The 23,394-nt window shown below is 56.8% G+C and carries 27 protein-coding genes; 16 read left to right on the top strand and 11 right to left on the bottom strand.

All coding sequences use genetic code 11. The features are described from left to right. Positions 1 to 9 precede the first annotated feature (9 nt). A complete protein-coding gene (gene ptrR / locus PGR23_RS06590) occupies positions 10 to 888 on the top strand; it encodes a putrescine utilization regulator PtrR (RefSeq protein WP_047079228.1) in 879 nt (292 codons plus the stop codon). 9 nt (positions 889 to 897) lie between these two features. Here ptrR and PGR23_RS06595 read toward each other — a convergent pair whose 3' ends face one another. Genes PGR23_RS06595 through dtnK form a run of 3 tightly spaced genes read right to left on the bottom strand, consistent with a single transcriptional unit; the run spans position 898 to position 3,875 of the window. Next, positions 898 to 1,659, bottom strand: a complete 762-nt coding sequence (locus PGR23_RS06595; protein WP_047050919.1) for a DeoR/GlpR family DNA-binding transcription regulator — start codon at positions 1,657 to 1,659, stop codon at positions 898 to 900. 1 nt (position 1,660) lies between these two features. Further along, positions 1,661 to 2,647, bottom strand: a complete 987-nt coding sequence (locus PGR23_RS06600; RefSeq protein WP_047067417.1) for a D-threonate 4-phosphate dehydrogenase — start codon at positions 2,645 to 2,647, stop codon at positions 1,661 to 1,663. Next, entirely contained in the window at positions 2,640 to 3,875 is a 1,236-nt protein-coding gene (gene dtnK / locus PGR23_RS06605) for a D-threonate kinase (RefSeq protein ID WP_396279720.1), read from the bottom strand. Before dtnK ends, PGR23_RS06600 begins: the two co-directional genes overlap by 8 nt. Positions 3,876 to 4,050: 175 nt before the next feature. Between dtnK and PGR23_RS06610 the strand changes: the two genes are divergently transcribed. The 6 genes from PGR23_RS06610 (at position 4,051) to PGR23_RS06635 (ending at position 9,901) form a co-directional block, all read left to right on the top strand. Next, entirely contained in the window at positions 4,051 to 5,217 is a 1,167-nt protein-coding gene (locus PGR23_RS06610; RefSeq protein ID WP_396279721.1) for an iron-containing alcohol dehydrogenase, read from the top strand. Continuing rightward, a complete protein-coding gene (locus tag PGR23_RS06615) occupies positions 5,218 to 6,102 on the top strand; it encodes a dihydrodipicolinate synthase family protein (RefSeq protein WP_396279722.1) in 885 nt (294 codons plus the stop codon). It begins immediately after the preceding gene. Positions 6,103 to 6,175: 73 nt separating this feature from the next. Continuing rightward, positions 6,176 to 7,588: a sodium:solute symporter family protein gene (locus tag PGR23_RS06620; RefSeq protein WP_047038689.1), complete on the top strand. Its 1,413-nt coding sequence runs from the start codon at positions 6,176 to 6,178 to the stop codon at positions 7,586 to 7,588. A 2-nt stretch (positions 7,589 to 7,590) separates the two neighbouring features. Next, complete coding sequence (locus tag PGR23_RS06625; RefSeq protein WP_396279723.1) at positions 7,591 to 8,757, top strand: exo-alpha-sialidase; 1,167 nt, start codon at positions 7,591 to 7,593, stop codon at positions 8,755 to 8,757. Beyond that, positions 8,754 to 9,227: a YhcH/YjgK/YiaL family protein gene (locus tag PGR23_RS06630; protein WP_396279724.1), complete on the top strand. Its 474-nt coding sequence runs from the start codon at positions 8,754 to 8,756 to the stop codon at positions 9,225 to 9,227. Before PGR23_RS06625 ends, PGR23_RS06630 begins: the two co-directional genes overlap by 4 nt. Continuing rightward, the gene (locus PGR23_RS06635) at positions 9,224 to 9,901 is read left to right on the top strand and encodes an SDR family NAD(P)-dependent oxidoreductase (RefSeq protein ID WP_396279725.1); all 678 of its coding nucleotides are present in this window, start codon (positions 9,224 to 9,226) and stop codon (positions 9,899 to 9,901) included. The genes PGR23_RS06630 and PGR23_RS06635 overlap by 4 nt, the downstream gene beginning before the upstream one ends. A gap of 42 nt (positions 9,902 to 9,943) precedes the next feature. Here PGR23_RS06635 and PGR23_RS06640 read toward each other — a convergent pair whose 3' ends face one another. Next, positions 9,944 to 10,741 carry a PhzF family phenazine biosynthesis protein gene (locus PGR23_RS06640; protein ID WP_396279726.1) on the bottom strand — a complete coding sequence of 266 codons (798 nt, stop codon included), beginning with the start codon at positions 10,739 to 10,741 and terminating at the stop codon, positions 9,944 to 9,946. A 194-nt stretch (positions 10,742 to 10,935) separates the two neighbouring features. On the opposite strand from PGR23_RS06640, the gene PGR23_RS06645 reads away from it, so the two are divergent. Then, positions 10,936 to 12,138, top strand: coding sequence for a sugar transporter (locus PGR23_RS06645; protein ID WP_047048113.1), 1,203 nt, complete (start codon positions 10,936 to 10,938; stop codon positions 12,136 to 12,138). A gap of 54 nt (positions 12,139 to 12,192) precedes the next feature. Here the strand turns inward: PGR23_RS06645 and PGR23_RS06650 are convergent, their stop codons facing one another. After that, positions 12,193 to 12,861, bottom strand: coding sequence for a MarC family NAAT transporter (locus tag PGR23_RS06650; protein ID WP_047048110.1), 669 nt, complete (start codon positions 12,859 to 12,861; stop codon positions 12,193 to 12,195). A 262-nt stretch (positions 12,862 to 13,123) separates the two neighbouring features. On the opposite strand from PGR23_RS06650, the gene marR reads away from it, so the two are divergent. The 3 genes from marR to marB are packed head-to-tail and all read left to right on the top strand — an operon-like array spanning position 13,124 to position 14,196. Next, positions 13,124 to 13,558 (top strand): multiple antibiotic resistance transcriptional regulator MarR, encoded by a 435-nt coding sequence (gene marR, locus PGR23_RS06655; protein ID WP_045394564.1) that lies wholly within the window; start codon positions 13,124 to 13,126, stop codon positions 13,556 to 13,558. Positions 13,559 to 13,575: 17 nt separating this feature from the next. Beyond that, entirely contained in the window at positions 13,576 to 13,959 is a 384-nt protein-coding gene (gene marA, locus PGR23_RS06660) for an MDR efflux pump AcrAB transcriptional activator MarA (RefSeq protein WP_015366733.1), read from the top strand. A gap of 30 nt (positions 13,960 to 13,989) precedes the next feature. Next, on the top strand, positions 13,990 to 14,196 hold the full coding sequence (marB, locus tag PGR23_RS06665; RefSeq protein ID WP_020078926.1) for a multiple antibiotic resistance protein MarB: 207 nt from the start codon (positions 13,990 to 13,992) through the stop codon (positions 14,194 to 14,196). Between the two features lie 74 nt (positions 14,197 to 14,270). On the opposite strand, the gene eamA is transcribed toward marB, so the two are convergent. Further along, complete coding sequence (gene eamA / locus PGR23_RS06670; protein WP_213797265.1) at positions 14,271 to 15,167, bottom strand: O-acetylserine/cysteine exporter; 897 nt, start codon at positions 15,165 to 15,167, stop codon at positions 14,271 to 14,273. Between the two features lie 193 nt (positions 15,168 to 15,360). Between eamA and ydeE the strand changes: the two genes are divergently transcribed. After that, positions 15,361 to 16,545, top strand: coding sequence for an efflux MFS transporter YdeE (gene ydeE, locus PGR23_RS06675; RefSeq protein ID WP_045394569.1), 1,185 nt, complete (start codon positions 15,361 to 15,363; stop codon positions 16,543 to 16,545). 116 nt (positions 16,546 to 16,661) lie between these two features. Continuing rightward, positions 16,662 to 17,132 (top strand): helix-turn-helix domain-containing protein, encoded by a 471-nt coding sequence (locus PGR23_RS06680; RefSeq protein WP_047048101.1) that lies wholly within the window; start codon positions 16,662 to 16,664, stop codon positions 17,130 to 17,132. A gap of 29 nt (positions 17,133 to 17,161) precedes the next feature. On the opposite strand, the gene PGR23_RS06685 is transcribed toward PGR23_RS06680, so the two are convergent. Further along, positions 17,162 to 18,265 (bottom strand): cobalamin-independent methionine synthase II family protein, encoded by a 1,104-nt coding sequence (locus tag PGR23_RS06685; protein ID WP_015366738.1) that lies wholly within the window; start codon positions 18,263 to 18,265, stop codon positions 17,162 to 17,164. Between the two features lie 142 nt (positions 18,266 to 18,407). Further along, on the bottom strand, positions 18,408 to 18,821 hold the full coding sequence (locus PGR23_RS06690; RefSeq protein WP_063415213.1) for a rhodanese-like domain-containing protein: 414 nt from the start codon (positions 18,819 to 18,821) through the stop codon (positions 18,408 to 18,410). A 68-nt stretch (positions 18,822 to 18,889) separates the two neighbouring features. On the opposite strand from PGR23_RS06690, the gene ftrA reads away from it, so the two are divergent. From ftrA to mgtS, 3 genes are all read left to right on the top strand, one after another. Then, on the top strand, positions 18,890 to 19,930 hold the full coding sequence (gene ftrA / locus PGR23_RS06695) for a transcriptional regulator FtrA (protein WP_047079239.1): 1,041 nt from the start codon (positions 18,890 to 18,892) through the stop codon (positions 19,928 to 19,930). 24 nt (positions 19,931 to 19,954) lie between these two features. Next, entirely contained in the window at positions 19,955 to 20,170 is a 216-nt protein-coding gene (locus PGR23_RS06700) for a DUF4177 domain-containing protein (RefSeq protein WP_015366741.1), read from the top strand. A gap of 138 nt (positions 20,171 to 20,308) precedes the next feature. Further along, complete coding sequence (mgtS, locus tag PGR23_RS06705; protein ID WP_004102377.1) at positions 20,309 to 20,404, top strand: protein MgtS; 96 nt, start codon at positions 20,309 to 20,311, stop codon at positions 20,402 to 20,404. A gap of 120 nt (positions 20,405 to 20,524) precedes the next feature. Here mgtS and PGR23_RS06710 read toward each other — a convergent pair whose 3' ends face one another. The 3 genes from PGR23_RS06710 to PGR23_RS06720 all read right to left on the bottom strand — a co-directional run bounded on the left by PGR23_RS06710 (position 20,525) and on the right by PGR23_RS06720 (position 23,217). Further along, positions 20,525 to 21,481, bottom strand: a complete 957-nt coding sequence (locus tag PGR23_RS06710) for a sensor domain-containing diguanylate cyclase (RefSeq protein ID WP_045394581.1) — start codon at positions 21,479 to 21,481, stop codon at positions 20,525 to 20,527. A 41-nt stretch (positions 21,482 to 21,522) separates the two neighbouring features. Beyond that, on the bottom strand, positions 21,523 to 21,771 hold the full coding sequence (locus PGR23_RS06715) for a hypothetical protein (protein WP_396279727.1): 249 nt from the start codon (positions 21,769 to 21,771) through the stop codon (positions 21,523 to 21,525). Between the two features lie 381 nt (positions 21,772 to 22,152). Then, entirely contained in the window at positions 22,153 to 23,217 is a 1,065-nt protein-coding gene (locus PGR23_RS06720) for a LacI family DNA-binding transcriptional regulator (protein WP_047067385.1), read from the bottom strand. Positions 23,218 to 23,394 lie beyond the last annotated feature (177 nt).

Consider the following 23,394-nt stretch of genomic DNA (forward strand, 5'->3'; position numbering starts at 1 on the left):
AAGAACAGTATGGACTTAACCCAGCTTGAAATGTTTAACGCCGTCGCCAGCACCGGCAGTATTACCCAGGCCGCGCAGAAGGTGCACCGCGTCCCGTCGAATCTGACCACCCGCATTCGCCAACTGGAGGCCGACCTCGGCGTCGAGCTATTTATTCGCGAGAACCAGCGGCTGCGTCTGTCGCCCGCCGGGCACAGTTTTTTACGCTACAGCCAGCAAATCCTGGCGTTAGTCGATGAAGCGCGGATGGTGGTGGCCGGCGATGAACCGCAGGGGCTGTTTTCCCTCGGATCATTGGAAAGCACCGCCGCGGTACGTATCCCCACGACGCTGGCTCATTTCAACCAACGCTATCCGAAGATCCACCTGGCATTATCCACCGGCCCGTCCGGCACCATGATTGACGGCGTGCTGGAAGGCGCGCTGAGCGCGGCGTTCGTTGACGGTCCGCTGGTTCACCCCGGTCTGGAGGGGCTGCCGGTGTTCCCGGAAGAGATGATGATCGTCGCCCCCTTTGGCCATGCGCCGGTGACGCGCGCCAGCGAGGTTAACGGCGCGAACGTTTACGCATTTCGCGCCAACTGCTCTTACCGCCGCCATTTTGAGAGCTGGTTTCACGCCGACCGCGCGACGCCCGGAAGGATCCATGAGATGGAGTCCTACCACGGTATGTTAGCCTGCGTGATTGCCGGCGCCGGGCTGGCGCTGATCCCGCGCAGTATGCTGGAGAGTATGCCCGGCCATCAGCAGGTTTCCGCCTGGCCGCTCGCCGAAGAGTGGCGCTGGCTGACGACCTGGCTTGTATGGCGGCGCGGCGCGAAAACGCGCCAGCTGGAGGCATTTATTGAATTGCTGAACGAGGACCGGCAGGCTGCAAGCGCGACATGATGGCGGACGTTAATCGGCGATAATCAGCCGCGGCGATAGCTCCAGGAGCGCCTCGCGGGTTTCCGTCGGCAAATGCGCGTCGGTGATAATGTCCGTGAGCGAGTCGAGGTGCGCGATATTGAACAGTGACCAGGCGCCGTATTTCGAACTGTCGGCCAGCAGGATCCGCCGCCTGGCGTTGGCAATCAGATCGCGTTTCAGCGCCGCCTTCTCTTCCGTCGGCGCGGTAATGCCCTTTTGCAAATCCCAACCGTTACAGCTGACGAACGCCAGATCCGGCCACACATTCTGCAGCAGGCGTCGCCCATGTTCGCCAATACACGACTGGCTGCTGTCATCAATGCGCCCGCCGATAATCGTCACTTCAATCTGTTTGAATTCGGCCAGAAACAGCGCGATATGCAGATCGCTGGTGATGACCCGCAGCGGCAGATGCGTAATCTGTCGCGCCAGTTCAATCATGGTGGTACCAGCGTCCAGCACAATGGCATCGCCGGCCTTGATAAGCGACGCCGCCGCTTTCGCGATGGCGTACTTCTCCTGCGGACTACGCTGCGCTTTTTCCAGCGTCGTCGGCTGTGTGGGAATAAATCGGTTGAGCGTCACGCCGCCGTGGGTACGGCTAATTACCCCTTCCTGATCGAGTTTAATCAGATCGCGACGAATGGTCGCCGGCGAGGCGTTGGTTACCGCAACCAGTTGGTCGACCGTTACCAGATTATGGCTTTTCAGGAAGTCCATAATCTGCTCTAACCGATTATATCCCTTCATGTTATTCCTGTGCGATTTGCATGGCGAGCTCAATGGAGGTTGCCATGCTCTCAGACTTCGCTTTACCTGTCCAGGCAATATCAAAAGCGGTGCCGTGGTCCGCGGAGGTGCGGATAAACGGCAGCCCGGCGGTGATATTCACCCCATCATAGAACCCGAGCAGCTTGAGCGGAATATGCCCCTGATCGTGATACATCGCCACCACCATATCGTACATGCCTTCATGGCACTGCATAAAAACGGTGTCCGGCGGGCACGGTCCGAAGACATGAACGCCCTGTGCCTTCATCGCCGCGACGGCCGGGGCGACGATACGAATTTCCTCATCGCCAAACAGACCGTTTTCACCGGCATGGGGATTCACCCCAGCGACCGCGATACGCGGCTGCTGGTAACCCACGCGGCGTAAAAAATCATCGGCGACGCGGATAACCGTCTCTACCCGTGACTGGCTTAGGGTATCGAGGAAACGTCGCAGCGCGATATGGGTGGTGACGTGGATCACCTTAAGCTTATCGGTGTACAGCACCATGGCATAATCTTTAGTCTGGGTCAGGTGGGCCAGCAGTTCGGTGTGCCCCGGGAAATGGTGCCCGGCCAGATGTAGCGCTTCTTTATTTAACGGCGCGGTGGCGATAGCTTTAACTTCGCCCGCCAGCGCCAGCGCGGTGGCGCGCTTGATGCAGCGATACGCCAAATCCCCGGCCTGGGCCTGAACTTCACCGGGCCGCAGGGCCTGAGGGTCGCTTAACGGTTCATCAATCACGTTAATCGTCGCGGGTGAAAACTGCGCTTCTCTCGGGTGTTCAATAATCCGCAACTCCGCGCGCGGGGTAATGTTCAGCGCCAGGATTCGCCGCAGCGTCTGCGCGCAGCCCACCACCACCACCGGCGCGCCGCTCAGTTCGCCTTCGCTCAGCGATTTAATAATAATTTCCGGACCAATGCCCGCCGGGTCGCCCATCGTTACCGCAATCATGTTAGACACTCAGTTTCTCCTCAATAAAATTCACGACATCCCGCAGCGTGGTCTCCGTACCGAATCCCCCTGCTTTGGTCATCACCGGACGCGGCCAGCGACTTCCGAGAAAATGGCCGTACGGCACGCATTGCGCCACCCGGCCGGTTATATGAAACCCCTGCGCGCCGAGCGCCTGAGCGACGGCGATCGCGACATCGCCACCGGACAGATAGAGCGCCCCGGGCGCATGGAACTCAACGGCAAGTTGAGTGACCTGCGCGAGATAAGCGCAGATCCGTTCTCCCAGCGCAGCGCGACTCAAGCCGCGTTCATGGCACAGCGCCTCAATGCCGTGCCGGACAGCGCTGTCCGCGCAGGTGGTGACCACGCAATGATGATTTGCCGCCAGCGCCGCGGCGATTCGCCGGGCATCGGCCAGGGCGTCGCCGTTAAAGGCGCGGGCGGCATCAATCCCGATCCGCGCGACTCGCGGATGGCCGGCCAAAGCGGCGACCTGAGCCTGCGCTATTTCGCTCATGGAACCGACCACCGCCAGCAACGGTCCGGTAGTGGCCCGGCGCAGGTAGCGCGCCAGCGCCTCGCAGATCCCCGCAGATCCCACCAGCAGCGTTTGCCGCGCGCGGCTGGCTACCGCGGCGATAACCTCATCCATCTGCGCGTCTTCTTCAGCATCAATAATCAACACACGCGGTTGGTCGCTCTCTTCCGCGAGGGCGGCTGCCAGTTGCTGCGCATCCAGCGAACGGCACGGCAGGCAGCTCTGCATGGCGAGCAATTGCCCAATATCCGCGCTACTGACCGGCGTTTTGGGATCGCTGGCGAATTCGGTTTTATCGAGCGCCACGCCGTGGACATAACATCGTCCGCCGCGGGTTATGCGCCCTGCCGCCGGAAAGGCCGGCGCGACAACCGCGACAGAGCAGCCCCGCGCACGCATCATTGCCTCCAGTTCCGCGCCGGGGTTGCCGCGCAGGGTGGAGTCGATTTTCTTCACCTGCCAGACGGCGGCGAAATTTGCCGCATCACCGAGTATCGCGCTCACTTTCTCTGCTGCCTGCGCCGCGGAAAGCGCCCGACTATCGCTATTGAGAACCAACGCCCGGGTGGTCGGCTGATGGCCGGCGTTAAACGCCACCTCAACCGCTAAACCCGCTTCCGCCAGACTGACACCGGCATCATTGGCCCCGGTAAAGTCATCTGCCAGCACCAGAACAGGATTATCGCCGCAGCTCATTCTCTTTCCTTCATCGCTTATCTGAATCGTTAATGATTATATTCAATCATATTTGATTAAATGTGAGCAAGCTCAAGTTATTAAACCTCCGTATAAATTATAACTTTTGCTCATCGAAATGAGTGAACACTAAGTGGATTGATTGAATTTAATCATTACAAAAGAGGAGTAAGACGTGGCGACGATTAACAGCACGATTATCAGCGGCGCGGGCGCCATCTCAGCCCTGAAGCCAGTGCTGGCAGGTAAAAAAAGCATTTTGCTGGTCACCGATGCGAACGTCGGTAAGCTCGAAGCGACCAAACGGATCCAACATCTGCTGGGCGGGAATACCGTTGATGTGAGGATCGTGGATTCCGTCCCGGCAGAGCCCAGCCAACATGATGTGGCGCAGATTGTTGCCCAACTCGCGGGAGCGCAGCCGGAGATGGTCGTCGGTATCGGCGGCGGCAGCGTTCTCGACGTGGCTAAGCTGCTCTCGGTACTACTTCATCCCGCATCCCCTTCGCTGAACGCGCTGATCGACGGCGAGAAACCGCGCCTGCGTCTGGCATCGCTGCTGATACCCGCCACCGCCGGCACCGGCTCGGAAGCGACGCCAAACGCTATCCTGGCTATTCCCGAACGTAATACCAAAGTGGGGATTATCTTCCCGGTGCTGCTGCCGGATTTCGTGGCCCTGTTGCCGGAGCTGACCACCAGCATGCCTGCGGCCATTGCCGCCTCCACCGGCATCGATGCGCTGTGTCATCTTCTGGAGTGCTTTACTTCAACCGTCGCGAACCCGGTAAGCGATAACGCCGCCTTAATCGGCCTGTATAAGCTGGTACGGAATATTGAGCGCTCCGTGACCGACCCGCAGGATCTCACGGCGAAACTGGAGATGCTGTGGGCCTCGTACTATGGCGGCGTGGCTATCAATCATGCCGGCACGCATCTGGTGCACGCGCTCTCCTACCCGCTTGGCGGCACCTGGCATCTGCCGCACGGCGTCGCGAACGCCATTCTGCTGGCCCCCTGTATGCAGGTCGTGCGCCCGTACGCGGTGGATAAATTCGCTCAGGTCTGGGATCTGATCCCGGACGCCGATCTGACCTTGAATAACGAACAGAAATCTCATGCGCTGGTCCGCTGGCTGGCACAGCTGGTGAAACGGCTGGCGCTGCCGGACAACCTCGCCGCGCTGGGCGTACCACCAGAGAGCATTGAAACGCTAAGCGCCGCGGCGCTGGAAGTAAAACGATTAATGAACAATGCCCCATGCAGCGTAAGCCAGGCTCAAGTCCAGGCGATTTACCAGACGCTGTTTCCACAGTCATATCATCAGGGAGAAGAGAGATAAATGCATCATTCCATTCGCGGCGTGTTAACCGCCATTGTTACCCCCTTTACCGCTAGCGGTGAACTGAACCTGACGGCGCTACGCCAGCAGGTAGAGCGACAGCTGGCCGCCGGTAACGGCATTTTTTGCGGCGGAACCAACGGCGAGTTTTTCGTCCTTAATGAGGCGGAAAAAATTGCGGTTGCCGAAACCTGCGTCGAGGCGGTTGCCGGACGCGCGCCGGTGGTGGCCCATATTGGCGAAGTGTCGACGCGGGAAACCATTCGTCTTGGCCAGCAGATAGCAAGATCAGGCGTCGACGCGGTGTCCGTCATCACCCCGTGGTTCGTGCCGCTTAAACAAGATGAGCTGGTAAGCCACTACATGGCGATCGCCGATGCGCTCAGCGTACCGGTATTTCTCTATAACATCCCGGCGCGTACCGGGAACACCATTGAACCGCAAACCGCTCGTCGGCTGGCTGCGCATGGCAACATTATTGGCATAAAAGATAGCGCAGGTAGCTATGACAGCCTGAAGGGCTTTCTTGATGCGGTGCGCGACATCGACGGTTTTAATGTCCTGAACGGGCCGGATTCGCTGATTCATCAGGGTTTCGTGGATGGTTGTTCAGCGTGCATTTCCGGGCTGGCTAACGTGGCGCCACGGGAGATTAACGCGATTTGGTCAACCTTCCAGGCTGGCGATATTGCGGCCTCAAGGCTGGCGCAGGAAAACGTCACCGGCCTGCGTACCGATCTCTATAAAGTCGCCTTTTCCCCTGCCGCGGTGAAAAAAGCCTTGCAGCTGATGGGCCATGAAGTCGGCGATAGCCGCTACGCGGTGCAGTTTAGCGCATCTCAACTGCAGCAAATACGCGGGATCATCGCGCAGTATCTTAATTAAGCGCTGCGCTTCTTCAACAAAATAGACCGGGTACCTGTGTACCCAGGATTCGTACGCCCAAAGAGAGGCTAAGATGAATCATTTTACCACTGAAGATACCTTTATTATTGTCGGCATTGTCATCGCCTATATCTTATTTACCACCTGGCTGACGTTCCGTATCAGAAGTAAAAATTCCGGGGATTTTATGGAGGGCTCGCGCGCGATGCCGGCCTTTATCGTCGGTATCCTGCTGATGTCGGAATATATCGGTGCCAAGTCGACTATCGGTACCGCACAGGCCGCATTCGAGAGCGGGATTGCCGCTTCCTGGTCGGTGCTGGGCGCCGCCATTGGCTTTCCGTTGTTTGGCCTGATACTGGTTAAGCGGATTTATAATACTGGTAAAATTACTATTTCCGGGGCGATTGCCGAGCGATACGGCACCAGTACCAAGAATATTATTTCCATCATTATGATTTACGCCCTGTTGCTGGTGAACGTCGGTAACTACGTCAGCGGCGCGGCGGCAATTTCCACGGTATTAAAGATCAATTTACCCCTCGCGGCGTTTATTACCGCCATTGTTAGTACTTTCTATTTTGCCTTCGGCGGTATGAAAGGCGTAGCCTGGGTCACCATGCTGCACAGCGCATTAAAATATGCCGGTCTACTCATTATTATGGGCTTCGCGCTGGCAAAAACCGGCGGTTTCACGCCGATGATTGAGAAGATGCCGGATTACTACTGGACCTGGGATGGTAATTTTGGCGCCGGCACCATCTGCGCCTGGCTTATCGGCACTATCGGCTCCATCTTCTGTACCCAGTTTGTCATTCAGGCGATCAGTTCGACCAAAAACGTAAAATCGGCGAAACGCTCTACCTGGATTGCCTTTTTCTTCTGCCTGCCTATCGCCTTCGCGATCGCCATTATCGGCGTGGCGGCGAAGTTTCTGCACCCGGAAATCAACAGCCTGTACGCTCTGCCGGTGTTCCTGCAGGATATGAACCCGTGGCTTGCCGGATTAGTGACAACGTCACTTGTGGCTTCTATTTTCGTTAGCGTCAGCACCGTTGCCCTGGCGATTGCCTCTCTGGTGGTAAAAGATTTTTACGTGCCGTGGCGCAACCCAACGCCGGAGCAGGAGTTTAAGGCCACCCGCTGGGCCTCGCTGATCATCGGTTTTCTGCCGCTTATTTTTGTGCTGCTGGTACCGGAAGTGCTGAAGCTCTCCTTCTTTACCCGCGCCATCAGGCTCTCTATCACCGTGGTCGCGGTCATCGCCTTCTATGCGCCGTTCTTTAAGAGCGCCCGCGGCGCGAACGCTGGCCTCATCGGCGCCTGCGTGGTGACTTCGGCGTGGTATTTGCTCGGCGATCCGTTCGGCATCAATAACATGTACATCGCGCTGATCACCCCGGCCCTGATTATGGTGATCGACCGCCTGATCCCCAATAAAGCGCAACAATCATCCCCGGCCCCCATTGAACAACGTGGAGTGTAAAAATGACCACCACCCCAACTTTTGACGGCGTGATTCGCCAACACCAGCAGGATCCTCAGCTCGCCTCGGCAATGCTGCCCTCCGGCTGCCCGCAAAACCATGCCGCCAATCTTCTGCCGCTGCCCGATGGCACCCTGATGTGCGTGTGGTTCGGCGGTTCGCAGGAAGGGAAAGCGGATATTTCAGTCTGGGGATCGCGTTTAGCGCCGGGCGCCACAACGTGGAGCGAAGCGATAAAGTTATCCGACGACCCGGAACGTTCGGAACAAAATCCGGTGCTGTTCCAGGCTCCTGATGGCGTGCTGTGGCTGTTATGGACCGCGCAGCACGCCGGCAATCAGGACACCGCTATTGTGCGTTATCGCCAGTCGCACGATGGAGGAAAGCACTGGGGAGCGATTGCCACTCTACTCGATGAACCCGGCACCTTTATCCGGCAACCCATAACCGTAATGCCCAACGGCAACTGGTTGCTGCCGGTTTTCTATTGTCGTACCCGTCCAGGGGAAAAATGGGTCGGTAACGACGATATCAGCGCGGTAAAAATCTCAGCCGATGGCGGCAAAAGCTGGCGCGACGTGGCGGTACCGCAAAGCCTCGGCTGCGTGCATATGAATATCATCCCGCTGGCCGATGGCTCGCTGGCCGCCTTCTTCCGCAGCCGCTGGGCCGATCATATCTGGTACAGCCAGTCGACAGATTTTGGCGAAAGCTGGTCAGCGCCGATCCCCACCACGCTGCCAAACAATAACTCGTCCATTCAGGCGACCACGTTGAGCAACGGCGATCTGGCGCTGGTCTTCAATAACATGAGCGCAGCAGGCGCCAGCGAGCGTCGGGCATCGCTATACGATGAGATAGAAGACGACGACGGCCGGAAAGAGCCTGAATGCACCGGGAAAACCGCCTTCTGGGGCGCGCCGCGCGCGCCAATGACCGTGGCTATCTCCACCGATGGCGGCAAAAGCTGGCCGTGGATGCGCAACCTTGATGAGGGCGACGGCTACTGTATGACCAACAATTCAGAGCAAAAACTAAACCGTGAATTCTCCTATCCCAGTATTAAACAGGGTGAAGACGGTAATTTACACATTGCCTATACCTGGTACCGGCAGGCCATTAAGTATGTCCGCGTCTCGCCGCAATGGGTTAAAGGAGAAGGCGCATGATCATCGGTAATCTGAATGCCCTGCCTCAGGCGGGGTTGCCGCTGGCGTTGCGGCAGATCCTCAGCCGTACTGAATGTTCTCTTGCCGCCCTGACAGCCCGCGAAGATGGCCGCTTCCAACCTGCTGATGGCGGATGGTACTGCACCATTGGCACCGCGCAAACCCAGGCGGCAGGACAGCGACATACCGAATATCACCACCAATGGGCCGATATTCAGGTCATTTTAGCCGGCGAGGAGACGCTGCATGCCGGTATGGTGTACACAGGCCAACCTGATGATGAAGAACGCAAGCCGGACCTCTTTATCGGCAAGCAGACGCCGCAAAGCGTCACGCTGCATCTGTGCGCCGGGGACTTCGCGGTCTTTCTCCCCGGCGAACCGCACCAGGCACTGTGCGCCGTTACGTCACCCGCCCCGGTGAGGAAAGCGGTATTTAAAGTACCGCGCAGCATGCTGGAGGCGCCATGAAGCAGGCACTGGTGACGGGCGCGAGCTCGGGGATCGGCGCCGCGATTGTCGGTCAACTGCTGGCGGAGGACTGGCAGGTGCTCGGTCTGAGCCGCTCCGCGCCGCCGTTCATCCATGAAGGCTTCACCCATCTGGCGGTCGATGTGAGCGACCGCCGCGTGCTGGTTGATGCTCTGTCGTCGGTACCACCGCCGCAGGCGATTATCCATGCCGCCGGTTTGATGGCGGCGGCACCGTTAGGAGAACTTGACGCACAGCGTGGCGAGACGTTATGGCGTCTGCATGTAGATGCAGCGCAGACCCTAGCCAACCGCTTTGCGCCCGTCATGGACCGTGGCGGTCGGATTATCCTTTTGGGTAGCCGGACCTCGCGCGGAGCGGCAGGCCGTTCTCAGTATACGGCAAGCAAAGCGGCGCTGGTGGCACTGGCAAGAAGCTGGGCGGCGGAACTTGCCGCTGCGGGCATTACCGTTAACGTTATCGCCCCCGGCGCCACCGATACCCCAATGCTGCGCCAGCCAGGGCGCGAGAGTTCGCCGCCGAAGGCGCCGCCGCTCGGTAGATTGATTAAGCCACAGGAGGTGGCGTCGCTGGTGAGCTGGCTACTTAGCGAAGGGGCCGCTGCCATGACCGGACAAGAGCTGGTGATGTGTGGCGGCGCCTCGCTTGGTTAGGAGTACCCGGCTAAGCGTCGCGCCAGCCGGGGGAAACTATCATTAACCTTCGCGCAAATAGACCGTGCCGCGCAGATAGGTGGTCGCCTGGCCGCTAATCAGTACGCGGTCATCGCGCCATTGGCAGCGCAGCTCGCCGCTGCGCGCCGACACCTGGCGCGCCAGCAGGTCGGTTTTATTGAGCTTCGCTCCCCAGTAGGGGATCAGCATACTGTGGGTTGACCCGGTTACCGGATCTTCCGGTACCGATTCACCGGGGCAGAAAAAGCGGCTGACAAAATCGTACTCTTCGTCGGCCGCGCTAATGCAAATCATCTTATCCAGCGTCTCCAGCAGGGCCATATTCGGGCGCACCGCTTCAACCTGCGCCCGGTCGCGCAGAACCACCAGATAATCACGCCCTTCCCGCACCTCCAGCGCGTCATCGATGCCCAACCCGGCGAACAGCGCCGGCGGTACGTCATGCACCGGCGTGGTTTGCCAGGCGGGGAAATCCAGCGTCAGCCAGTCGCCGCTGCGCGTTACCCGTAGTTCACCGACAAAACGGGTGCTAAATACGATAGTTGCCGAGGGGTGGTCGAGATATTCAAAAATCACGTGCGATGCCGCGAGCGTGGCGTGGCCGCAGAGGTTAATCTCATCAAGCGTCGTGAACCAGCGCAGCTCATAGCCAGCGTCGGTGCGGACAAAAAACGCCGTTTCGGATTGATTATGCTGCTGCGCCATTTTTAAGAGCGTTTCATCAGGCAGCCATTCGCTGAGCGGGCATACTGCCGCCGCGTTGCCGCCAAAATTGCGATCGCTGAAGGCATCGACCAGGTAAAAATTGATTTCTTTCATCGTGCTCCCCTTTTTTATCGGCTATCAACATGACACATAAACCATTCCCGCACACTATTAGCCGAAAAATTAAGTTGTTAGCTGCCACAGGCGTCAGCAAAAAATGAGATACAGATCACAAAGTGATTGTATTTTCAGCAGCATTCGTTTTAAGATCGCCTCCTCTTCTTCTCATTACTACCAGCCCGGAATTTATGCTTACAAATACGGTCTCACGCAAGGTCGCGTGGCTGCGGGTCGTCACGCTGGCAATAGCCGCCTTTATCTTTAATACCACAGAATTTGCCCCGGTCGGCCTGCTGTCTGATATTGCCGACAGCTTCGGTATGGAAACGGCCCAGGTCGGGATCATGTTGACCATTTATGCCTGGGTAGTGGCATTGATGTCGCTGCCGTTCATGCTGCTGACCAGCAAGATGGAGCGCCGTCGCCTGCTCATTGGCCTGTTCGTGTTATTTATCGCCAGCCACGTATTGTCATTTTTCGCGTGGAACTTCACGGTGCTGGTGGTGAGCCGCATTGGCATCGCCTTCGCCCACGCGGTGTTCTGGTCGATCACCTCCGCGCTGGCTATCCGTATGGCCCCTCCCGGCAAGCGCGCCCAGGCGCTTAGCCTTATCGCCACCGGTACCGCGCTGGCCATGGTGTTCGGCATTCCTATTGGCCGTATCGTCGGACAATATTTTGGCTGGCGCACAACCTTCCTGGCCATTGGTCTTGGCGCTTTAGCGACGCTGGTGTGCCTGGCAAAACTATTGCCGGCGCTGCCAAGCGAACATTCCGGTTCGCTCAAGAGCCTGCCGGTGCTGTTCCGCCGTCCGGCGCTGCTCGGTATTTATCTGCTGACGGTTATCGTGGTGACCGCCCACTACACGGCATACAGCTATATTGAACCCTTCGTGCAGAACGTCGCAGGGTTGAGCGCTAATTTCGCCACTCTGCTGCTGTTGGTGCTCGGCGGCGCGGGTATTATTGGTAGTATTGTCTTCGGCAAGCTGGGAAACCAACATGCTTCCGGGTTGATTACCACCGCTATCGGCCTGCTGCTGGTATGCCTGCTGTTGCTGCTACCTGCCTCAAGGAACGCCAATCAGCTCATGCTGCTCAGCGTGTTCTGGGGGATCGCGATTATGGTCATCGGCCTCGGCATGCAGGTGAAAGTGCTGGCGCTGGCTTCGGATGCTACCGATGTGGCGATGTCGCTGTTTTCGGGAATTTTCAATATTGGTATTGGCGCCGGCGCGCTGGTCGGCAGCCAGGTGAGTACGCAACTGTCGATGTCGGCGATAGGCTACGTTGGCGCCGTACCGGCGCTGGTAGCGCTGGTGTGGTCGGTGATGATTTTCCGCCGCTGGCCATCGCCTGGCGATGAGCAGCAGCCGCACCACTCCCATTAGCCTTCAGCGAAGCCCGGCCGCTTACTGCCGGGCACGTGTATCGTATTGCTGCCCTCAGGCGTGGTAGTTGGTGATAATTTCCAGCACGCCGTTAATAATGAACTGCACGCCCATGCAGACCAGCAGGAAACCCATCAGGCGGGAAATCGCCTCGATACCGCCTTTCCCCACCAGCCGCATGATCGCTCCAGAGCTACGCAGGCAGCCCCACAGAATGATCCCCACCAGCGCAAAAATAATCGGCGGCGCGGCCAGCACGACCCATTCCGGGAAATCAACACCGTGTTTTACCGTCGAGGCGGAGCTGATAATCATCGCGATGGTGCCCGGCCCGGCGGTGCTGGGCATCGCCAACGGCACGAAGGCGATATTCGCCGTGGGTTCATCCTGCAGTTCTTCCGATTTGATCTTCGCTTCCATCGAATCGTGGGCTTTCTGCTGCGGAAACAGCATCCGAAAACCAATAAAAGCCACAATCAGACCGCCGGCGATACGCAGACCAGGAATGGAAATACCAAAGGTATTCATCACCACCTGACCGGCGTACCACGCCACCATCAGGATCGCAAAGACATACACCGATGCCATCAGCGACTGTCGATTACGCTCAGCGTTGTTCATATTGCCCGCCAGACCAAGGAACAATGCCACGGTGGTGAGCGGGTTCGCCAACGGTAAAATCACCGCCAGACCGATCCCTATTGCTTTAAAGAGTTCCAGCATAGTGAGTCAACATCCCGTTAAGTATTATTTTTTCAGTACAGTTTCACCCCGTGAGTATATCGACAGCAGCGACTCAGATGCCACATCCACGAAAAAAATCACGTCGATAAAAAATAACAAGCGTTAGTAAAATGAGAAAAAGTGACAACCGTCAAATTATCAATCTTTAGCAAATCGTGGCATCGGCGAATTCATAATGTTGACTTATGATTGCCGCGGCAATAATATCCATCGCAACTAAATAATTGCCTGGGCAACTATCATGGAAAACACTAACAATCTGTTCAACGAGATGATCCCTCTTGGCCGATTGATCCAGATGGTTAACCAGAAAAAAGATCGACTGCTCAACGACTATCTTTCACCCATGGATATCACCGCCACCCAGTTCCGGGTGCTCTGCTCCATTCGCTGTGAAGTATGTACAACACCCGTTGAGCTGAAGACCGTCCTGTCGGTCGATCCAGGCGCAATGACGCGCATGCTCGACAGGCTAGTCTGCAAAGGCTGGATAGAACGGTTGCCCAACCCAAATGACAAGCGCGGCGTTCTGGTGCAACTGACACCAGAAGGCGCAGCCCTTTGTGAGCACTGTCATCAGGTTGTGGGTCAAAAATTGCACCAGGAACTAACAAAAAATCTAACGGCAGACGAAGTGGTCATGCTTGAGCAACTGCTCAAGAAAGTCCTGCCGTAATAAGAAGAGGTAAGATGATGTCCAGACGCAATAACGACGCCATCACTATCCATAGTATTTTGTCGTGGATCGAAGAGAACCTGGAATCTCCATTATCGCTGGAGAAAGTTTCGGAGCGCTCAGGTTACTCCAAATGGCACCTGCAAAGAATGTTTAAGAAAGAGACCGGCCACTCGCTGGGCCAGTACATCCGCAGCCGCAAGCTGACGGAAATCGCGCAAAAACTCAAGCAGAGCAATGAGCCGATTTTGTATCTGGCCGAGCGCTACGGTTTTGAATCGCAGCAGACGCTGACGCGGACGTTTAAAAACTATTTCGATGTGCCGCCGCATAAATATCGCATCACCAACGTTCCGGGTGAATCCCGCTACCTGATGCCGCTAAATAATTATTGTTGTTAATCGCCTGCATAAAGACGTATTGAGGAAATCATGAAATTATTCGCTACCGCCGCCATCGTGCTAATGGCGCTGGCCGCAAGCCAGAGTTATGCGGAGCAAACCACTACTCCGGTTCGCCACAATAACCGGGATGCGATGATTATCCCTTCCGAACATAACGACTCGCCGTTTGATTTTAATCACATGGCTGCCGGCAATGATAAATCGGATGAGCTGGGCGTACCGTATTACAACTAACGCCCGCCCATTCCGCAATGACTCAAGCCCCGCTGAAGCGGGGCTTTTTTATCCCGGCTTCGTCGGGACGGTCATTACCGCGCTGCGCCGCGGCGCGCAAGCCGCAGACCGAACACGTTAATATAGAGCCCGCCCATAATCAGCGCCGCCCCCAACAGCTGTAGGCCATTGAGCCGTTCGCCAAGCAGCAGAGCCGCGCTCGCCATCCCGACTACCGGCACCAACAGCGACAGCGGCGCCACCCGCCAGGTTTCATAACGCCCGAGCAGCGCCCCCCAGATACCGTAACCAACGATGGTGGCGACAAACGCCAGATACATCAGCGACAGCACGGTCGTGGCGTCGATATTAACCAGGCTTGCCGCCATCGCCTGCGGGCCATCAATAATGCCAGACGCCAGCATGAACGGTAACACCGGAATCAACGCGCTCCACACCACCAGCGACATAATCGGCGGCTTATGTTGATGAGACATAATTTTCTTGTTGAAAATGTTGCCGCAGGCCCAGCTGAACGCCGCCGCCAGAGTCAGCATAAAGCCGACCAGCGGCACGTGCTGGCCGCCGAGGCTGGCCTCAACCAGTACCAATACGCCAAAAATAGCCAGCGCGATACCGGCGACCTGCTTTCCCTGTAACCGCTCGCCAAAGACAAAAGCGCCCAGCACGATAGTGAAAAAGGCCTGAGCCTGCAGTACCAGAGATGCCAAACCGGCTGGCATACCGAGGTTAATCGCGCAGAATAAAAAGGCGAACTGGCCGAAACTGATGGTCAGGCCGTAGCCCAGCAGCAGGCGCAGCGGTATTTTGGGCCGCGCAACGAACAGTAGCGCCGGAAACGCCACCAGTAAAAAACGTAACCCCGCCAGCATCAGCGGCGGCATATTGTGCAACCCGAGCTTAATCACCACAAAATTAAGCCCCCACACCACCACTACCAGCATTGCCAGCAGTCCATCTCTGCGCGTCATACGATGCCTCTGTCTTTCTGGTCAACGATGACCAAGGTCAAAGTAACCAAATTCCCGCCGCTCGAACAGATCATTATTTTTAGCAGGTGCTGAAGGCACTTTCCGACATAGAGCCCGCTATACAAGGCTCAGTTAGCATGCTATTTGTGATCGGGCACAACAAAAATAAAACACAACATCGGGCAAGGAAAAAATGACAACCACCATCAGGCGCTCAACGGTAGCGCTACTGGCGTCGTCGTTGCTGTTAACCATCGGCCGCGGCGCAACGCTTCCTTTTATGACGATTTATCTCACCCGCCGTTTTCAGCTGGAAGTCGACGTCATCGGCTATGCGCTCTCCGTCGCGCTGGTCGTCGGCGTTATCTTCAGCATGGGCTTCGGTATTCTTGCCGATAAGTTCGACAAAAAACGCTATATGCTGATCGCCATCGTGGCGTTTATCGCTGGCTTTATCGCCATCCCCGCGGTCAATAGCGTGGCGCTGGTGGTATTCTTTTTCTCATTGATCAACTGCGCTTATTCGGTTTTTTCTACCGTGCTGAAAGCCTGGTTTGCCGATGTGCTGACGCCGGAGAAAAAGGCGCGCATCTTTTCGCTCAACTATACCTTCCTCAATATCGGCTGGACCGTTGGGCCGCCAATTGGCACCCTACTGGTGATGCAGAGCATTAACCTGCCTTTCTGGCTGGCCGCGCTGTGTGCCGCCTTCCCGCTGGTGTTTATCCAGATCTTCGTCGAACGTACCTCTGCCGTTAGCGTGGAAGGTACCGCGCCGCAGTGGACGCCGTCGGTGCTTTTGCGCGATCGCGCCTTGCTGTGGTTTACTTTTTCCGGCTTACTGGCATCGTTTGTCGGCGGCTCATTTGCCTCCTGTATTTCGCAGTATGTACTCGCCGCAGGCACCAGCGACTTCGCGGAAAAAGTGGTCGCGGTAGTGCTGCCGGTCAACGCCGCGGTAGTGGTCGCGTTGCAATATGCCGTCGGGCGACGGCTTTCGGCGCGAAACATCCGCCCGCTGATGACCTTCGGCACCCTGTGCTATGTGTTGGGTCTCGGCGGTTTTATCCTCTCCGGTAATAATCTGCTGATGTGGGGCATTTCCGCCGCTATCTTTACCCTTGGCGAAGTTATTTATGCGCCGGGCGAATATATGTTGATCGATCAGATTGCCCCACCCGGTATGAAAGCCAGCTATTTTTCCGCCCAGTCGTTAGGCTGGTTAGGCGCGGCGTTCAACCCGATGCTGACCGGGATAATCCTCACCCATCTGCCGCACTGGTCGCTATTCTTCATCTTAATGCTGGCGATCGTCGCCGCCTGGCTGATGATTTTCCGCGGCATGAATGTGCGTCCCTGGCAAACCGTACAGGCGTAAACCCAGGCGTCATGCGGCTGTCGGGTTGCTGTCGCCTCTCTGTCGGGTGCCCGTCGTGGCGCCCGGCAGGTTAAAAAATCACACTGGTCTCAGGTTCCCATCCGGAGATTAACACCATGAACAGCAGTACCCGAGTAAAGCAATTACGTCTGCAGCGCGCCTGGTCCCAGGAACAACTTGCCGAACTGGCTGGCGTCAGCGTTCGCACTATCCAGCGGATCGAAAACGGCGATCGCCCGGGGTTAGAAACCCTGAGCGCTCTGGCGGCGGTGTTTGAGATAAATGTGGCCGAGCTCAGCGACGATGCTCCCGTCGGTCACGAAGCATCGCTCGATTTACGTATCGAAGAAGCGAAAAGCCGCCTGCATCAGGAGAGCCGTTTTTTTCGCTCGCTGAGCGTGGCGGTCACGGTTTGCGTTTTGTTGCTGGTGATTAATCATTTCACCCAACCGGACGTCTACTGGTCAGTGTGGGTGGCAATCATCTGGGGCGCGTTATTGCTGCTGCGGGGATTACGTCTGTTTGTCTTTGCCGGGTGGATCCGCCAGTGGCGGCAGGCGCGACTGCAGCGCCTGCTGCGTAAATAGAAAAAGCCCGCTTAATGCGGGCTATCTTGTTACCAGACCTGGGCGGCGATCCCAGTGACCAGCCGCACTTTATCCCACTGCTGGGCCTCGCTTAACGAATTGCCCTCTTCTGTGGAGGCAAAGCCGCACTGCGGGCTCAAGCAAATCTGCTCCAGCGGTACATACTGCGCCGCCTCCTGCAGGCGCGCCTTCACGCCTTCCGGATTTTCCAGTTCGCCGTTTTTGGTGGTGATCAGCCCAAGCACCACCTGCTGATGCCCTGGACGAATAAAGCGCAGCGGGGCAAAATCGCCGGAACGATCGTTGTCGTATTCAAGGAAAAACGCGTCGATGTTGACGCCGCCGAAGAGGATCTCCGCCACGGGCTCGTAGCCGCCTTCTGAAATCCAGGTCGAGCGGAAGTTACCGCGACAGACGTGCAAGCCGACGGTGAGATCCTGCGGCTTCCCTTCAAGGGCTTTATTCAGTACCCGGGCATAGGTACGCGCCAGTTCGTCCGGATCGTCACCGCGCTCGCGTACCTGCTGGCGTTGTTCGTCTGAACATAAATAGGCCCAGACGGTATCATCAAGCTGCAGATAACGGCAGCCAGCGTCATAGAAAGCGCGGATCGCATCACGCCAGGTGGTTGCTAGATCGTCGAAGTATTCAGCCAGGTCCGGGTATACCGTGCTATCGATATCTTTACGCCCGCCGCGGAAGTGCAGCACGCTGGGGCTGGGGATGGTCATTTTCGGCTGCGCATTGCCGCTGACGCTTTTCAAAAAGCGGAAATCTTCCAGCATTGGATGGTTGCCGAAGCCCAGTTTACCGGTCACGCGCACGCCGTGCGCTTTGGTCTGTACGCCGTTGAACTGAATACCTTTCTCTGAATCGTAACGTTCAACGCCTTCCAGACCGTCGAAGAAGTCGAAGTGCCACCACGCGCGCCGGAACTCACCGTCGGTCACCACGTGCAGGCCGCAATCGCACTGCTGCTGAACCAGTTGGCGGATGGCTTCATTCTCAATTTCACGCAGATGGCCGGCATCAATATTGCCTTCCGCCAGCTGCAGGCGCGCCTGCTTAATGGCGTTAGGACGTAAAAAACTGCCGACAATATCTGCGCGGAACGGGGCCTGGTGACGTTGCATGTTCTCTCCTTAACGGCAGGCAGGTAGTTGCCCGCCGTGATAATTCATTATTTGAATTTTTAGACTTCTGGATGTCTATATGTCCAGATACTGTCATGCGGAGAGAGCATCGGCAAACGAGAAAAATTCATGGCTGTTGAATTTATTTCATGTTGCTCGTTTCGCTGACGCTAAATGCGAACCCCTCATCCGCCCAACCGGTCAGGCCGCCGAGCATCATTTTTACCGGTCGGCCAAGCTGCGCCAGCTTTAACGCGGCAATATCCGCGCCGTTGCAGTGCGGCCCGGCGCAATACACGACAAACAGCGTTTCCGCGGGCCACTGCGCCATTCGCGCGGCATTGATCTCGCGATGCGGAAGATGCAGCGCGCCAGGCAGGTGGCGACGGGCGAAAACATCATGACTGCCTATCACATGCAGCAGCACAAAGTCCTGTTCACCGCGCTGCAAAGCGTGATGGACATCGGCGCAGTCGGTTTCGACACTCAGTTTATGGGCAAACCAGGCAGCGGCATCGGCCGGGGCGGCTGGCGTAAATTGGCTTACAACACTCATGGCGTATTCTCCTTGTCTGTGGTAACACTACTTTAACTACCACCCGACCTAGACCACCGCCCCCATTGATGACAGAAAACGCTGAAATCCTGACAACCAACAATGTGACACTGTCACCACCAAAAGTCGTCGTTCTGGCCTATGACGGCCTGTGTACCTTCGAGTTCGGCGTGGCGGTCGAGATTTTTGGTCTCCCGCGCCCTGAAATGGGCGATAGCTGGTATCGGTTCGCGGTCGCCGCCGTCGATGATGGCGAGCTTCGCGCCACCGGCGGTATTCGTATCGTCAGCGACGGCGGGCTGGCGCTGCTTAACGAAGCGGACACCATCGTCGTCCCCGGCTGGCGAGGCATAGAAAGCGAGGTTCCTCAGGCGCTGTGCCAGGCGCTGGCGGCAGCGTATGCGCGCGGCTGCAGAATCGTCTCTATCTGTTCCGGGGTATTTGTGCTCGCCGCCGCCGGATTGCTCAACGGCCGGCAGGCCACCACCCATTGGCGTTATACTGCCCGGCTGCAGGAGCGTTTTCCGTTGATTGAAGTGGTGGAAGACGTGCTGTACGTCGGCGATGCGCGGCTGATGACCTCCGCCGGCAGCGCCGCGGGCATCGATCTTTGTCTGCATCTGGTGCGCGAAGATTTCGGTCACGAAGCGGCGAACATCGTCGCCCGGCGGCTGGTGGTGTCGCCGCACCGCGACGGCGGGCAGGCGCAGCAGGTGATCCGCCCGGTAGCAACAGCGCGTGAAAGCCAGCGCCTCGGCCAGCTATTTGATTATCTGCATCAGCATCTCGCTGAGAGCCATACCCTTGCCTCGCTGGCGCAGCGAATGGATATGAGCCCGCGCACTTTCTTGCGTCGTTTTCAGCAGGCGACCGGTAAATCGCCGGCCCGCTGGCTGCTTGATGAGCGGTTGCTTCGCGCCCGCCAGCAGCTCACCGATAGCCGTCTCAGCATCGACAGAATCGCCGAAATCTGCGGTTTCGCTAATGCCAGTACGCTACGTCACCACTTTCGCCAGCATTTCGCCGTGAGTCCGCTGCAATATCGAAAAAAGTTTTCCCCCGTCAGTAGTAATATTAAGATGGCCAGCGACAATAATTCACGTCGTTGAATTACACCTGCAAGGATTAAGCTGATGAAAAAAGAGTGTCGCGTCGTTATCTATAAAGAGGGGCTGCTGGGCAGTATGTTTTTTGGCGAAGCGAAAGCCGATCCCGATAAAATGAGCCGGTTCCTCACTGAGTACACGCAGCAGGGCTGGGAAGTCAAAACCATGGCGGTCGAACGCCGCCGCAGCGCCCTGTTCTGGTCGCGCGAAGCCTATTTATTTGTGCTCGAACGCGCCATCTGATGCGTTAATTTATTTCATAAACATAACGCTATTCTGGTTAATCTTTTGTTTAGATTGACCAGGATATTATCTATTCAACAACCGTAAACCCTGTTCAATGAGGACAACATTAGCGCATAAATAAGATGGAGGTAGATCATGCTGGGAAATATGCATGTTTTCATGGCCGTACTGGGAACCATCCTGTTCTTTGGTTTTCTGGCCGCGTATCTAAGCCACAAATGGGATGACTGATGAACGACGATAATCCCCACCCGTAAGCGCCCCCTGCTGCTGTTGCACCAGGGGGCGTTCTGCGTTAAGTCACTTCTTTGAACGCCTGGCACATCATCCCCACCGCCTGTTTACTGCCGCTTATAAGGTCTTTCTGCGCTTGCGCGAATACATCACTTCATCGCTTTGTTTGAGCATATCCCCGAGCGTAGGATAACGACTGACATCGCTCTGTAGCTCGCCGTAAGAGTAATTAATGTTATAGGGTTTTCCTGACGTCTGGTTGTAATGATCGACACTCTCACGCAGCTTTTGCAAGAATGTGTCGGCACGCCCGTTGCGGGTAATGATGGCGGCGAACTCATCGCCGCCTAAACGGCCGACAACCTCGCCTGGCAGCAGATGTTGCGCCAGAAACGCCGCGAAGGTTTTTAGCACCTCGTCCCCCTCCGCATGCCCCCACAGATCGTTAATGGGTTTGAATTTATCGAGATCAAAAAAGACCAGGCTAAATGGCGTTGCGTTGCTAGTAAGCGTACGGAAACGTTTATCGCCGATACGGTAAAAGCCGCGCCGGTTAGCGATGCCGGTCAGACTGTCGGTCATCGCCATGCCAATCACCTGGAACTCATCCTCGACGATATACGCCAGATCCTTGAGGACGGCGATCTCTTCATCGTTAAACTCGCGCGGTGTGGTATGAATCAGGCATAGCGTGCCGGCCACGGCGCCATCGGGCAGATGGACAGGATAGCCCGCGTAGAAGCGGATATAGGGTTCGCCCGTCACCAACGGGTTATCATAAAAACGATCGTCATTGACCGCATCGTTAACGATGAATGCGCCGTCCTGCAAGATGGCGTGGGCGCAAAAAGAGATATCGCGCCGGGTCTGGCGAATCCCCAACCCCTGACAGGCGAGCAGCCACTGCCGTTCACGGTCGAGCAGGCTGATGAGTACCACCGGCACCTGAAAAATTCTTTTAGCCAGCCGGGTGAGGCGTTCGAAACGCTCATCATCACGGGTATCGAGCAGGTCCGCCAGATACAGCGATTTCAGTCTTTCTTCTTCATTTTCCGGTACGCCTGGGAATTTCATAAAGCCTCATTGCAATAAAGCGAAAAAATCAGATGGCGGGATTAATGAGCAGCCGATGAAAAGCGCGTCAGCGCCCCATACCAGTCATAGCTGCCCTGGGTACCAATTTCGCGTTCCCCCTCTTGCAGCTTCAGCAGAAAACGTCGTTTGTTGAGCTGATCGAGGTTATGAAAGTAATTCGCCAGCCGTCGGGCTAAATCTTCATACATGGCGAAAGCCACCGCGGTCCCTTGCGCCGCATCGGCGCATTTAGCAAATTCGTTCTTAATCGCCTGAAAATCATCGTTCATTGAAAGCACCACCTCCTGTCGCAATGTCATCAGTATGGTTAGCCCTGGCCGTTTTTTCCATCCCAATAGCTATCCGCATTTTATGCTGGCTTAAAAAATACGGCCCAGGGAAGCGCCGAGACCCACGCCATGAAAAACAATGCGTTTATGCTGTTATCAGCGCAAATTATCGGCAATCAGCAGAAGATAATAAAATCGCCAGCGACGAGCCAGGGGTGAATAGGCAAAAAAAAACCGCCATGTGACTGGCGGTGAATAAATGCTTGCATGGATAGATCGTAGATTGTATTTAGCGTTTTCGTAGGAGTGCGTCGGGACTTCCTACGTCTGACTCGCAGGCTAGCACGCCCTTGTTCAATAAATCTTAAACCGCAGACGTACTCATAGCTTCTCCACCAGCGCTTTAAGTTCCGCGATCAGCGGCGCGGTATTATCCTGCGTCGCGAGCGGCCAGGTCGACTGACGTACCACCAGCCGCGCCGGCAGCAGTTCGCGCAGGCGGCCGGTCGGCGCCGCCATCTGCTGCATCAGTAATTCCACCGCCCGGCGGCCTAACAGATCAAAATCCTGGGCGACGGTGGTAAGCGGCGGCTGAAAGTAAAGGCTATCGGCCGTATCGTCATAACCGGTCACCGAAATCGCCTGGCTGCCGCGTCGATTAAGCTGCGCCAGCGCGCTTAGCACCCCGAGTGCCATCTGATCGTTGGCGACCACGATCGCGCTTAATTTCGGGTTTTTATGCAGCAACTCGAAGGTTTTTTGCCAGCCGCTGGCGGCGCTCCAGTCGCCGAACACCGTGATCGATTGACTGACCCCAAGCCGGTGCAGCGTCTCGCGCCAGCTGCCGAGGCGCATCCGCGCCGACACCGAGCTTTCCGGCCCGGCCAACAGGCCAAACTCTCGGTGACCTAATTCCCAAAGGTGGCGCACGCAGGCGCCGCAGCCATCGCGATGATCGAAACGCACGCAGGAGACATCTGTCTCCGGCGAGACATCGAGAAACAAACAGGCGATATCCGTATTTTCCGCCGCCAGCCGTTCGGCGACGCTGCTCTCCAGCGGCAGGCTGATAATGGCGCCTCGAATATGCTGGGCGCGAAACTCATCCAGCCGCGCCTGCAGCGCCGGGTAATCACTTTGCGCCGGCATGGCGATGGCGACCTCCAGCCCCTGCTCACCGGCATACCTTTTCACCGCCGCGGCAATTTGCGACGGCGCGTGTAAGGTCAACGACGCGGTGATAAGCCCTATCGATGCCGCCGCTTTGCCCGCCAATAGCTGTGCCGAACGGTTAGGTACATAGTGCAGCGTCTGCATCGCGCGCAGCACCTTTTCACGGGTGCGCTGCGCCACAATCTGTGGGTTATTCACCACCCGCGACACCGTCTGCTGCGAAACGCCCGCCTCGCGGGCGACATCTTCTAAAGTGGCTGAACGGCGCTGCATCGCGTACTCCTGTCAGTGAAAACGGCGTAATGTCTTACGCTAACATTTTATGTCTTCCTTACGACAAAAATCTGCTATTTGCGCCGTGATTCGTGATCGTGAATGGGTTTCATTTTCGCCAACATTGCGGGTCTGTGGAAAATACCCGATAACCCGATGAGATTGTTTAGCGAATAA

This window comes from Klebsiella sp. 141162 (genome assembly GCF_050600755.1).
Taxonomy (GTDB): Bacteria; Pseudomonadota; Gammaproteobacteria; order Enterobacterales; family Enterobacteriaceae; genus Klebsiella; species Klebsiella aerogenes.

Coding starts and splice junctions, on each gene's coding strand:
- ptrR (WP_047079228.1), top strand. CDS start 10: ATGGACTTAACCCAGCTTGAAATGTTTAACGCCGTCGCCAGCACCGGC.
- PGR23_RS06595 (WP_047050919.1), bottom strand. CDS start 1,659: ATGAAGGGATATAATCGGTTAGAGCAGATTATGGACTTCCTGAAAAGC.
- dtnK (WP_396279720.1), bottom strand. CDS start 3,875: ATGAGCTGCGGCGATAATCCTGTTCTGGTGCTGGCAGATGACTTTACC.
- PGR23_RS06615 (WP_396279722.1), top strand. CDS start 5,218: ATGCATCATTCCATTCGCGGCGTGTTAACCGCCATTGTTACCCCCTTT.
- PGR23_RS06620 (WP_047038689.1), top strand. CDS start 6,176: ATGAATCATTTTACCACTGAAGATACCTTTATTATTGTCGGCATTGTC.
- PGR23_RS06625 (WP_396279723.1), top strand. CDS start 7,591: ATGACCACCACCCCAACTTTTGACGGCGTGATTCGCCAACACCAGCAG.
- PGR23_RS06630 (WP_396279724.1), top strand. CDS start 8,754: ATGATCATCGGTAATCTGAATGCCCTGCCTCAGGCGGGGTTGCCGCTG.
- PGR23_RS06635 (WP_396279725.1), top strand. CDS start 9,224: ATGAAGCAGGCACTGGTGACGGGCGCGAGCTCGGGGATCGGCGCCGCG.
- PGR23_RS06640 (WP_396279726.1), bottom strand. CDS start 10,741: ATGAAAGAAATCAATTTTTACCTGGTCGATGCCTTCAGCGATCGCAAT.
- PGR23_RS06645 (WP_047048113.1), top strand. CDS start 10,936: ATGCTTACAAATACGGTCTCACGCAAGGTCGCGTGGCTGCGGGTCGTC.
- PGR23_RS06650 (WP_047048110.1), bottom strand. CDS start 12,861: ATGCTGGAACTCTTTAAAGCAATAGGGATCGGTCTGGCGGTGATTTTA.
- marR (WP_045394564.1), top strand. CDS start 13,124: ATGGAAAACACTAACAATCTGTTCAACGAGATGATCCCTCTTGGCCGA.
- marA (WP_015366733.1), top strand. CDS start 13,576: ATGTCCAGACGCAATAACGACGCCATCACTATCCATAGTATTTTGTCG.
- marB (WP_020078926.1), top strand. CDS start 13,990: ATGAAATTATTCGCTACCGCCGCCATCGTGCTAATGGCGCTGGCCGCA.
- eamA (WP_213797265.1), bottom strand. CDS start 15,167: ATGACGCGCAGAGATGGACTGCTGGCAATGCTGGTAGTGGTGGTGTGG.
- ydeE (WP_045394569.1), top strand. CDS start 15,361: ATGACAACCACCATCAGGCGCTCAACGGTAGCGCTACTGGCGTCGTCG.
- PGR23_RS06680 (WP_047048101.1), top strand. CDS start 16,662: ATGAACAGCAGTACCCGAGTAAAGCAATTACGTCTGCAGCGCGCCTGG.
- PGR23_RS06685 (WP_015366738.1), bottom strand. CDS start 18,265: ATGCAACGTCACCAGGCCCCGTTCCGCGCAGATATTGTCGGCAGTTTT.
- PGR23_RS06690 (WP_063415213.1), bottom strand. CDS start 18,821: ATGAGTGTTGTAAGCCAATTTACGCCAGCCGCCCCGGCCGATGCCGCT.
- ftrA (WP_047079239.1), top strand. CDS start 18,890: ATGACAGAAAACGCTGAAATCCTGACAACCAACAATGTGACACTGTCA.
- PGR23_RS06700 (WP_015366741.1), top strand. CDS start 19,955: ATGAAAAAAGAGTGTCGCGTCGTTATCTATAAAGAGGGGCTGCTGGGC.
- mgtS (WP_004102377.1), top strand. CDS start 20,309: ATGCTGGGAAATATGCATGTTTTCATGGCCGTACTGGGAACCATCCTG.
- PGR23_RS06710 (WP_045394581.1), bottom strand. CDS start 21,481: ATGAAATTCCCAGGCGTACCGGAAAATGAAGAAGAAAGACTGAAATCG.
- PGR23_RS06715 (WP_396279727.1), bottom strand. CDS start 21,771: ATGAACGATGATTTTCAGGCGATTAAGAACGAATTTGCTAAATGCGCC.
- PGR23_RS06720 (WP_047067385.1), bottom strand. CDS start 23,217: ATGCAGCGCCGTTCAGCCACTTTAGAAGATGTCGCCCGCGAGGCGGGC.